Source organism: Acinetobacter sp. Tr-809, from assembly GCF_011753255.1.
GTDB lineage: Bacteria > Pseudomonadota > Gammaproteobacteria > Pseudomonadales > Moraxellaceae > Acinetobacter.
This window is the reverse complement of the sequence record NZ_VWVZ01000008.1, coordinates 112,965-124,547: the sequence shown is the minus strand read 5'-3', so window position 1 is coordinate 124,547 and position 11,583 is coordinate 112,965. Positions and strand designations below refer to the sequence as shown.

The 11,583-nt window shown below is 34.8% G+C and carries 11 protein-coding genes; all 11 read left to right on the top strand.

The genetic code is table 11. The features are described 5' to 3' along the window. Positions 1-28: 28 nt before the first annotated feature. From F3J02_RS16645 to F3J02_RS16595, 11 genes are read left to right on the top strand one after another with little or no spacing between them, the layout of a single operon-like run. A complete protein-coding gene (locus F3J02_RS16645) occupies positions 29-1,228 on the top strand; it encodes a UDP-N-acetylglucosamine 4,6-dehydratase (protein WP_167251059.1) in 1,200 nt (399 codons plus the stop codon). Beyond that, on the top strand, positions 1,228-2,376 hold the full coding sequence (locus F3J02_RS16640) for a LegC family aminotransferase (RefSeq protein WP_167251057.1): 1,149 nt from the start codon (positions 1,228-1,230) through the stop codon (positions 2,374-2,376). The genes F3J02_RS16645 and F3J02_RS16640 overlap by 1 nt, the downstream gene beginning before the upstream one ends. Positions 2,377-2,381: 5 nt before the next feature. Continuing rightward, on the top strand, positions 2,382-3,518 hold the full coding sequence (gene neuC, locus F3J02_RS16635; RefSeq protein WP_167251055.1) for a UDP-N-acetylglucosamine 2-epimerase: 1,137 nt from the start codon (positions 2,382-2,384) through the stop codon (positions 3,516-3,518). Next, positions 3,508-4,602: an N-acetylneuraminate synthase family protein gene (locus F3J02_RS16630; RefSeq protein WP_167251053.1), complete on the top strand. Its 1,095-nt coding sequence runs from the start codon at positions 3,508-3,510 to the stop codon at positions 4,600-4,602. The genes neuC and F3J02_RS16630 overlap by 11 nt, the downstream gene beginning before the upstream one ends. Continuing rightward, positions 4,603-5,244 (top strand): sugar O-acyltransferase, encoded by a 642-nt coding sequence (locus tag F3J02_RS16625; RefSeq protein WP_167251051.1) that lies wholly within the window; start codon positions 4,603-4,605, stop codon positions 5,242-5,244. It abuts the gene before it with no gap. After that, positions 5,237-6,292, top strand: coding sequence for a nucleotidyltransferase family protein (locus F3J02_RS16620; protein ID WP_167251049.1), 1,056 nt, complete (start codon positions 5,237-5,239; stop codon positions 6,290-6,292). Before F3J02_RS16625 ends, F3J02_RS16620 begins: the two co-directional genes overlap by 8 nt. 1 nt (position 6,293) lies before the next feature. Beyond that, entirely contained in the window at positions 6,294-7,265 is a 972-nt protein-coding gene (locus F3J02_RS16615; RefSeq protein ID WP_167251047.1) for a Gfo/Idh/MocA family protein, read from the top strand. Between the two features lie 10 nt (positions 7,266-7,275). Then, the gene (locus F3J02_RS16610; RefSeq protein ID WP_167251045.1) at positions 7,276-7,962 is read left to right on the top strand and encodes a cytidylyltransferase domain-containing protein; all 687 of its coding nucleotides are present in this window, start codon (positions 7,276-7,278) and stop codon (positions 7,960-7,962) included. 3 nt (positions 7,963-7,965) lie between these two features. After that, positions 7,966-8,736 carry an oxidoreductase gene (locus F3J02_RS16605; protein WP_167251043.1) on the top strand — a complete coding sequence of 257 codons (771 nt, stop codon included), beginning with the start codon at positions 7,966-7,968 and terminating at the stop codon, positions 8,734-8,736. An 18-nt stretch (positions 8,737-8,754) separates the two neighbouring features. Continuing rightward, a complete protein-coding gene (locus tag F3J02_RS16600; protein WP_167251041.1) occupies positions 8,755-10,335 on the top strand; it encodes a hypothetical protein in 1,581 nt (526 codons plus the stop codon). Further along, positions 10,328-11,533 carry an oligosaccharide flippase family protein gene (locus F3J02_RS16595; protein ID WP_167251039.1) on the top strand — a complete coding sequence of 402 codons (1,206 nt, stop codon included), beginning with the start codon at positions 10,328-10,330 and terminating at the stop codon, positions 11,531-11,533. The genes F3J02_RS16600 and F3J02_RS16595 overlap by 8 nt, the downstream gene beginning before the upstream one ends. Positions 11,534-11,583 lie beyond the last annotated feature (50 nt).

The window sequence follows — 11,583 nt, the reverse complement described above, 5'->3', positions numbered from 1 at the left end:
GAATACGTTTTTTTGAATAGGGTTGAAAATGTCTATAGATAACCATCAATTAGAATTAATCGGTAGAAAACAAGAGCTTTTTGTTGAAGATATTCAACATTGGAACGATAAGTTAATTGAAATTGTTTCAACCTCGAAGTTTCTAGTTCTAGGTGGTGCTGGTTCAATTGGACAGGCTGTTGTCAAAGAAATTTTTAAGCGCAATCCTTTGAAGTTACATGTGGTTGATATATCAGAAAATAATCTAACTGAGGTTGTTCGGGATATTCGAAGTTCCTTGGGTTATATTGATGGTGATTTCCAGACATTTGCATTGGATATTGGTTCTATAGAATATGATGCTTATATCCAGAATGATGGTGACTTTGATTACGTTTTAAACCTTTCTGCTTTGAAGCATGTACGTAGTGAGAAGGATCCATTCACTCTCATGCGTATGATCCATGTCAATATTTTAAATACTGAAAAAACCATTCAACAATCGATTGAAAAAGGCGTGAAAAAATATTTTTGCGTTTCAACAGATAAGGCTGCAAACCCTGTCAATATGATGGGTGGCTCAAAACGTATCATGGAAATGTTCCTTATGCGCCAAAGTCAGCAGATTGATATTTCAACTGCCCGTTTTGCCAATGTTGCATTTTCCGATGGTTCTTTATTACATGGTTTTAACCAGCGTATTCAGAAAAATCAGCCAATCGCTGCGCCAAATGATATCCGTCGTTATTTCGTCACGCCTAAAGAATCTGGTGAGTTATGTTTAATGTCATGCTTACTAGGTGAAAATAGAGATATTTTCTTCCCTAAGTTGAGTGAACATTTACACTTGATTACTTTTGCAGACATTGCGGTTAAATATCTGAATAATCTTGGATATGAGCCGTACTTGTGTGAGTCAGAAGATCAGGCCAGAAGCTTGATTGAAACCTTGCCAAAACAGGGTAAATGGCCTTGTCTATTTGCAGGAAGTAATACAACGGGTGAAAAAGACTTTGAGGAGTTTTTTACAGACAATGAAGTGTTGGATATGCAACGCTTTAACAATTTAGGTGTAATCAAAAATGCACTCAATATTGAAGAAGATAAGCTGCATGTATTTGAAGAAAAAATTAATATAATGCTTTTAAATAAACAGTGGAATAAAGAAGAAATCGTCGATCTGTTTAACTATATGATGCCTAATTTTGGACATAAAGAAACAGGTTTATATTTAGATGGGAAGATGTAATGGATACTTCTAAATTTAATCAATTTGTACGAGATGTTTATCGTACAAATAATTTTATCCCATTACATGAACCTCGTTTTCTTGGTAATGAAAAGAAATATGTACTAGATACAATTGATAGCACTTTTGTCTCTAGTGTTGGTGCTTATGTAAATGATTTTGAAGCTAAGGTTCAACAGTTTACAGGTTGTGTTAAAGCCATTGCGACTGTTAATGGAACAGCGGCACTACATATCGCTCTATTGTTGGCTGGCGTAAAGCGTGAAGATATTGTTATTACACAGGCTTTGACTTTTGTCGCAACATGTAATGCTTTATCTTATATTGGTGCTGAACCATTATTTATTGATGTTTCATTAAAAACCCTAGGCTTATGTCCGAAGGCATTGGATACTTATTTACAAGACAATGCTTTTATTGATGATCAAGGTATCTGCAAGCATAAAACTACGAATAAGCGTATTTCTGCAATTGTTCCTATGCATACCTTTGGCCATCCGGTAGAACTGAATGAACTCCAGCAGGTCGTAACAAAATGGAATATTGCCTTAGTTGAAGATGCTGCTGAAAGCTTAGGGTCTTACTATAAAGGTAAGCATACAGGTACATTTGGGTTAGTATCGGCGCTTAGTTTTAATGGTAATAAAGTCATTACCACGGGTGGTGGTGGCATGGTGTTATGTCAAGACGAAGAGCTTGGTATAAGAGCGAAGCATATTACGACAACCGCCAAGCTGCCTCATCCGTACGAGTTCTATCATGATGAGAATGGATTTAACTACCGCTTACCAAATCTCAACGCTGCTTTGGGTTGCGCGCAGATGGAAGGTCTAGAAGGCTTCCTTGCTAAAAAGCGTGATTTAGCCCAGCAATATCAAAACTTCTTTAAAGATAGTGATGTTTCATTTGTTGTGGAGCCTGAAGATTGTCAATCTAACTATTGGTTAAATGCCATTCTTTGTCAGGATAAAAACCAACGAGATTTAATATTGGCTGAAACTAATTCAAACCAAATCATGACTCGTCCAATCTGGACACTGATGACTAGATTGCCAATGTATCAAAATGCGTTACAAGGTGATCTAACAAACTCTTTATGGTTGGAAGAGCGCGTTGTAAATATTCCAAGTTCGGTTCCTCTGGAGTAATTTAGATGAAAAAAATAGCTGTTTTTACAGGAACTCGAGCTGAATATGGTTTGCTGTACTGGTTGATGCGAGATATTCAGCAAGACCCTGAACTGGAATTACAAATTCTGGCAACGGCTATGCATTATTCTCCTGAACATGGTGAAACGTGGAAAACGATTGTACAAGATGGTTTTGAGATTACTGAATCAATAGAAATGCTCTTGTCTGCTGATACCTCGTCTGCAGTCGTGAAATCGATGGGCGTTGGTCTGCTTGGATTTGCAGATGCACTGAAACGTATGCAACCCGATTTGTTAGTTGTTTTAGGTGATCGTTTTGAAGCTTTGGCTGTAACGCAAGCTGCTTTAATCATGCATGTGCCTGTTGCACATTTGCATGGAGGTGAAATTACTGAAGGTGCATACGATGAGTCAATTCGTCACGCCATTACTAAAATGTCCAATATTCATTTTGCAGCAGCGGAAGAATACAAAAAACGAATTATTCAGTTGGGCGAGCAGCCAGAAAAGGTGTTCAATGTTGGTGCGCTTGGTTTAGATCATATCCAACGTACAGTATTTAAAAACATTGCAGAACTGAGTGAGTTATATGATTTTGATTTTTCAAAGCCATATTTCCTAATCACGTACCATCCTGAAACCAATTTGCTAGAAGAAAATGTCGCACCTTTATTTGATGCACTTAAGCAGATTAAAGATGTCAATTTTATCTTTAGTTATCCAAATGCGGATAATGGCAATACCAATATTGTGAAGGCAATGCTGGATTTAAAAGCACAGTTACCTGATCGTGTCTTACTTGTGAAAAGCTTTGGTATTCAGAACTATTTAAGTGTTTTGAAAAATGCTTTAGCAATGGTAGGTAACTCATCAAGCGGATTATCAGAAGCTCCAGCTTTACAGGTTCCAACAGTCAATATTGGTGATCGTCAGAAAGGACGCTTGCGTTGTGAATCTATCCTTGATGTTGGATTAGATGAAAATGAAATTTTAGACGCATTGCAAAAAGCGATAGATTTTCCAGATGACCAATTGAGTCAAGTTGTTCCACCTTTAGGGCAGGGAAATACTTCTCAGAAAATAATTGAACTCATTAAAACGATTGATTTTAAAAAGAAGGCGCCATTTTATGATCTTTAATCAAGACGAAGTTTATGTTATTGCCGAAATTGGTGTAAATCATAATGGCTCTGTCGAATTGGCAAAAGAGCTTGTTTTAAAAGCCAAAGATTGTGGTGCAAATGCAGTTAAATTTCAGACCTTTAAAGCGGATAGTCTTTTGTCTGACCAGACTGAAATGGCGGCATACCAAAAGGAAAATACAGGCTCTAGTCAGAGTCAGTTAGAGCTTGTGAAAAGTTTAGAGTTGACTTATGAGCAAACAGAAGAAATAAAAAAATTCTGTGATGAACACAAAATTACGTTTATTTCGACACCTTTTGATTCAGATAGTTTGCAGTTTTTAGTCAATGAAATTGATGTTCCTTACTTAAAAGTATCATCTGCAGATATTTCGAATTTACCGTTTCTTTATGAAATTGCTTGTTCAAAAAAGCATGTCATTTTATCTACAGGAACAGCTAGCTTAGGTGATATTGAACAGGCCTTATCAGTATTTGCATTTGTTATCGATAAGGGGACAGATGTTCGACCATCTCAGCAGTTATTTAGAGAAGCTTATTCTAAAATTTCAGTACGTAAACAGTTGAAGCAACAGGTTTCTATTTTACACTGCGTGACTCAATATCCAGCATTATTTGAAGAAAGTAATCTTAAAGCCATTTCAACTTTAAAAAATGTATTTGATTTGGCAACAGGATTTTCTGACCATACGCTTGATGAATATGCCGCGGTTATCGGTGTAAGTCTTGGTGCTCGTATTTTCGAGAAGCATATTACATTAGATAAAACGATGGCTGGCCCAGACCATGCAGCATCAATGGAACCAGATGAATTTAAGCATTATGTCGAAATTTTGCATAAAACACATGCAGCTTTAGGCGACGGTATTAAATTTATGCTAGAGCAAGAAAGCGATAACTATTACCTAGTACGTCGTAGTATTGTAGCTAAAACAGATATTGCGGAAGGGGAGCTTTTAACCTCTGACAATGTCACAACAAAACGAGCAGGTCGCGTTTGTTTAGAACCAAATAAGTATTGGGATGTTGTTGGTACAAAAGCAAAACGTAGCTTTAAAAAGAACGACTTTATTGAAATTTAAATGAAAAAACTGGCAATTTTTGGTTCAGGTGGCTTTGCAAAAGAGCTAGTAGATTTAGCAATAGATCAAGGCTACCGCGATATATTTTTTTTAGAAAGAAGTGCCAAAGATGGCGACACCTTACTTGGTTTCCCCATTTTGCCTGAATCAGGAATACCGGCATTAAGGGATACGGTATATGCAATAGGTGTTGCTGATCCAAAGATTCGTAAAAGAATATATGAAGCTTATCCCGATTTACCTTATCCCAATTTGATTCATTCTCAATCATCACTTGGGTATGGCATTCGAGAATTGCTAGAACATAGTAAAGGTGTGGTAATTGCGGCTGGAGCGCGGATTACAAATTCATGTCGTTTTGGTGATTTTATTATAGTAAGTTTTAACAGCACAATTGGGCACGACTGTATTCTAGAAAACTATGTTTCTGTCATGCCAGGTGTTAATGTGTCTGGTTGTATTCATTTGAAGCAAGGCACTTACATTGGAACAAATGCTGCTATTTTGCCGGGCAAAAGCCCAGAGCAATTGAAATATTTAGGTGAAAACTCTGTTATAGGTGCGGGTACTGTGGTTGTGAAACATACGGAACCGAATAAGGTCTATATTGGATCACCTGCTAAGGAATTAAGTCGTGACTAGAGATGTTAATAATATAATTTTGCATAAAAATGATTCAATTCTGAAAGCATTAGAACTTCTGGATTTATATGCTTTAAGAATTGTTTTGGTAGTTGATGATCATAATCAATTGATCGGAAGTATTACAGATGGCGATATTCGTAGGGGTCTCTTAAAAGGCCAAGATGTGCATTCGGCTGTTGAAACAATCATGCATACGAATCCTTATAGTATTGAGGAAGGTAGCTTAAACAATCGTCAGATTTTTGAGATCATGCGTGAAAAAAGTTATCTAGCATTACCAGTAATTAAAAATCATCAACTCGTTAATATTATTACGCTTGATGATTTGATTCGCAAAAAACGTAAAGAGAATCCAGTTTTTATTATGGCTGGTGGTTTTGGTACGCGTTTGCGCCCACTCACAGATACATGCCCGAAACCGATGTTACCTGTTGGCGGTAAGCCCTTACTAGAAACCATTATCTCAAGCTTTAAAAATCAAGGCTTTTACAAATTTTATATTTCTACCCACTATTTACCAGAAGTAATTAATGAACATTTTGGTAATGGTGAGAAGCTGGATGTACAGATTCAATATGTACATGAAACAGATCCACTTGGAACTGGTGGTGCATTGAGTCTATTGCCAGCGTCAGATATTAAATTACCATTCATTGTGATTAATGGTGATGTATTAACAAATATGAATTTTGAAAAGTTATTAGATTTTCATGAAAAGCGCGATGCAATTGCAACAATGTGTGTACGAGAGTTTCAATATCAAATTCCTTATGGCGTAGTTAATTCAGAAGATAATGAAATACAAAGTATGACTGAAAAGCCAAGCTATTTCTTTGATATTAATACAGGTATTTATGTTATATCGCCTGAATTATTGACACAAGTAGATGCTCAGTTTATTGGCATGCCGACTATCTTAGAACAGCAAATGGAAAAGAAGAATAAAGTCTTAAGCTATCCTTTACATGAATACTGGCTCGATATTGGTCATATGGAAGACTATAACCGTGCGCAAAAAGATATTCATATGCTAGGTCTAGAATAATATGAAAAATATTGCTGTTATTGGTTTAGGTAATATTGCTACCCGACATCGTCGTAACCTTAAAATGCTTTTTCCTGAAGCAAAGTTAATTGTGATGTCTGCTAGTGGTCGTATTCCTAAAGAGCCAGTAAGTGATAGTGATCATATAGCAGAAACTATTGGGGAAATTATTCAGTTGCAAGTTCAGTTTGCAATAATTGCTTCGCCAGCTCCTTTTCATGCCCAACATGCAATACCGCTTATTAAAGCTGGTATCCCTGTATTAATAGAAAAACCAGTTTCAGTTACGCAGACAGATGCTCAAGCTTTAATTGATGCAGAAGCCCAGTATAAGACACCTGTCGCAGTAGGTTATTGTTTGCGCTATTTACCTTCAGCGCAGCAAGTACGACAAATGATACAAGAGGGTGTCATTGGAAATTTATATAATGCATTTATTGAAATTGGACAATACTTACCAGATTGGCGACCTACTAAGGATTATCGCGAAACAGTTTCTGCTAAAGCTGAATTAGGTGGGGGAGTCCTATTAGAGTTGAGTCATGAGTTAGATTATGCTCAATGGATTTTAGGCTCACTTACTCCTAAACACGTCATTTTGCGTGCTTCAGAAGAGCTAGGACTAGACGTCGAAGATAATGCCGATCTTTTAATGACAACAGCGAAAGGCGTTGTTGTTAATATCCACTTAGATTTCTTGCAGCGTAAAGCACATCGTAAATGTCGCTTTATTGGTAGTGAAGGATGTATTGAGTGGGATTTAATTCGAAATGAAGTTGTGCTTATTAAGGCTAAAGAGCAACAAGAAATTTATAGCGCCCCTGAGTGGGATAAAAATCAAATGTATTTAGAAATGGTTACCGATTTTATTAGAAAAATAAACGGACAGCCAAACCAATCTATTAGTCTACAAGAAGCTGAAAGAACAGTAGGTCTAATTGTAGAGATGAAAGAATTTGTGACGAAAGGATGAGGCTGCTTATATGAGAAATTTTGCATTTATTTTTGCTAGAGGCGGCTCTAAGGGTTTACCAGGGAAAAATATTAAACCACTGGCAGGTAAACCGTTATTACAATATTCAATTGATATAGCTTTAGCATCGGATTTGATTGAACAAGTTTTTGTTTCAACAGATGATCAGGCTATTGCTGAAGTCGCTGTAGAAGGTGGAGCAATTCTTATAGAGCGACCTGCTGAACTAGCAACTGATCAAAGCCCAGAATGGTTGTCTTGGCGTCATGCGGTTGAATGGGCAACTGAGAACTATGGCTCATTTGATGGGTTTGTTAGTTTGCCTGCAACGAGTCCACTACGTAGTCAAGAAGATGTAGAAGCTGCAATTGTGAAAAGACAATCCGAGAATGCTGATATTTGTATTGCGGTTACATCTGCAAGTCGTAGCCCATATTTTAATATGGTGAAATACAATGAAGCTGGTTTTGTTGAGCTTGTAAATCAACCTGAGGGTGAGGTGTCACGCCGTCAAGATGCTCCAAAAGTTTTTGATATTACAACAGTAGTCTATGCGACAACGCCTCAGTTTGTGTTGAATAACTATGGTTTATTTGCAGGAAAAGTTGCGAGTGTTGAAGTGCCAAAAGCAAGAGCTGTAGATATTGATGATATTTACGATTTTCGTTTAGCTGAAGCTATTATTAAAGGTGAATAATTGATGCAAAATTTATTACAGAATAAAACCTTTTTAGTAGCTGGTGCTGGTGGGTTATTAGGCACGCGTTTAGTGGCGGCTATATTAGAACAAGGTGCAAAAGTTATTGCAGCTGATATAAACGTTGAAGCTATGGAAACTCGATTAAGTAGTGTAGGAGTTAATCCTACAAATGAAAAGTTATCGTTGGTTTCCTTAGATATAACAAATGAAACAAGCGTAAAGTTATTTTTTTCAACAGATCTTAAAATTGATGGGGCTGTTAATACAACATACCCACGGAATAAGACTTATGGTTCGCATTTTTTTGATGTAACTCTTGAAAGCTTTAATGAGAACTTATCACTACATTTAGGTAGTATGTTTTTGTTCACTCAGCAATGTGCAAAATATTTTACACAATGCCAGACTCCTTTTTCGCTTGTGAATATTTCATCTATTTATGGAGTAGTTGCTCCAAAATTTGATATCTATAACAACACGAAAATGACGATGCCTGTTGAGTATGCTGCAATTAAATCAGCAACACTTCATTTAAACAAATACACAGTTGCTTATGTCAACGATAGTCGGTTCCGCATTAATTGTGTAAGTCCAGGTGGTATCTTTGATCATCAACCTGAACCATTTTTGGAAGCATATAAAAGCCATACCCACGGAGCTGGTATGTTGGATGTTACAGAAATCATAGGCTCAGTTTTATTCTTGCTTTCTGAACAGTCCAGATATGTAACAGGCCAAAATATTATTGTAGATGATGGCTTTAGTCTCTAATTTTTAAGGATCACCGCAATGATTAATATTTTAAAGACTATTGTAAATTATGTTAAGCCCTATAAATCTAATCAAATAGAAAATGAGTTCACCGAACTCAACTATCAATATTGGAAAAAAGAAAACTCATCTGTTGCAGAAAATAGTTATTGCCTAATAGAGGGCCAGATTACTTGTCCAGCAAGTATTATGGATAAAGCACGAATCGGTAAGGCAGTTCAAGAAGTTACAGGAGCTAAGCCTGTTGTTTTTTTAAGAGGTTTTTACGAAGAAAGTAATGATGTAGCTCATATTTATAAATCTTTTAATATAAATAACTTCTATATGTGGTGGAAAGGATTCTTAAATCCTTTAGTCTTTATCCCTGCATTATTTGCAACATTAAAAACAGTTTTTTTATATAAGGATGGTAATGAGTTAGCAAATCTTACACATAAGGGTGTTGAGGTGGGTGAACTTATTTATGATACTCTTATTAGATTTAAGCCAAATACTTATACTATTAATCAAATTAAATTTACACATTATAGATTAATATTTAGAGCATTTTTGACCTTTTATAATAATGAATACTTAATTAGAAAATATAAGCCCAAGTATTTGGTTACGAGTCATAATGTGTATGCTGAATTTGGAATGCTGCCTAGACAGTTAAAGAAATTAGATAATACAAGTGTGATTTTTTTAAAAGATATCTATGCTTATAAATGCTACAAATCATCTGTAAATATAAAAGAACACTTCCTTAAGCCTTCAATAGAGCTTTTTAATCAAAAATTAGCATCACCTGAATATTTGGAAGAAGCTAGAGCTTATGTTGAAAATAGATTTAATGGAAATATTGACCAAATAGATGTCAAAAATGCATTTTTAAATAAAAAAACTTACAGCTTAGATGAGTTAAAAGAGATATTTCCAAAAGTAGATAAGAATAAAAAAAATATTGTGGTAATGTCTCATGCTTTTTCCGATGCCCCCCATGTCGGAGAGGGTTTGTTATTTAACGATTATTATGATTTTTTGGTTAAAACTCTTATTCATTTAAATGAGAATAAGGAAGTTAATACTTTTGTCAAGGCTCACCCTAGTTCATATATGTGGAATGAAAAGGGAGCAGTAGAAGAGCTTTTAGAAAAGTATCAGTTAGATAATATTTATATTTTGCCAAATAACTTAAATACAAATTCAATTGTCAATTTTGCAGATTATATTGTTACTGCAAAAGGCACAGCTGGTTTAGAGTTTAGTTGTCTGGGTATACCAGCAGTAACTGCTGGTAAAGGCTATTATTATGGATTTGGTATAACTAAAGAACCAGATACCGTAGAAGAGTACTATAGTATATTAGATAGTATTACCAAAATTGATAAGCTAGATAGCGAAACGATAAATAGAGCATTAGTTTTACTTTATATGGTTGCACAAAGTAGACGTCATTCTAAAATTTTACCTAAAAGCCATATTATGCCAGGTGAAATTTATTCAGAGGTTTATTTAGATAAATATAAAGAAATTATTGAAAATTTTAAAAAAGGTGAAGCAATGAAGGATAGCTTCTACGATGAAATTAAAAAAGATGTAGTAAGTAGCAATGTTTAAAAAGGGACTAATATATATAGTATTGAATTATACGATTCAGTTTTTAAATATTATATTTAACTTGTTGCTGATGAAGTATTTGAGTTCTTATCAGCTTGGAAGTTTAGCACTTGCTAAAACTTGGCAGCAATTTGTAGATTACTCGCATCTTGGTGCAAGATTTTCACTTGATCGCTATATCCCTGTTGCTGAGGAAGAAGAAAAAAAGTATTTAGTGGCAACAGTTTTATTTACTACATTTGTTGGATCTTTATTTATTCTTTTAATAGCAGTTATTTTAAATGATGCTGATGTTGTAGTCTCAATATTAACAGCTAGTGGTATTTTTATTGCGGTAGGGAATATTGTAAAAGCCTATTATCGTGCTACAAATAGCTTAACGAAAATGTTAAAGCTGGTTTTTTATAATCAGTTAGTACCTCTCCTCATATCTATTGGATTATATTTTTATACATTAGATTTTAATGTTTATCTCATATCCTTGATTTTTTCTTATCTGTTTTTTAGCCTTATTTTGTTTTATCGGGAAAGAGAGCTTTTTGATTTTATTAGATACGAAAGGATTAAGAAGGTTGTTAAAGAAATAGCTTTACCATCTTTCTTGCTGTTTATTAATTCACTAATGATTTTTCTATATTTAGTTATGGATCGATTCTTTATTGATTATTCAAATGGTAGAGTGGAACTAGGGCACTACAGTATTATTTTATTTGCTTTTACTGCATTAATGATTATTCCAGCAACAGTTGCTGAATTGTTATTTGTCAAGATTATCAAACAAAGCTGTGAAGTTGGCAAGCGTTTTTTTTGGAAAGAAACATTTACTACGCTTGGTATTACAGTAGTAGGTGTCTTTGCCGCGAATTTTTGTATGGATTATTTTGTTACGAGATTTACTAATTATGGTTTTTTAACTGAGCAAATGCATATAGCAACCTTAGCAGTTATACCTTTTGCACTTACAGCGATCTATTATCACGTAATGAATGGGTTGGATTTAAGAAGAGAAATTGTTTTGGTAAATCTAAGTGTTTGTATTATTTTGGCTTTATATTACATATATCCGTTATTTTCTAAACAAAGCTATGGTTTAGATTACTATTTATATGCAAAAGTAGCAACTGGGTGGTTAGTTTTTTTGGGATATCTTTTCTTTATTTTATTTAGTAAAAATACAGTTTTGAAAGAAACTGCTTAATAGGAGTAGTAGTAATTGAAATTGTATATTTTTAGAAAATATTTTCGGCA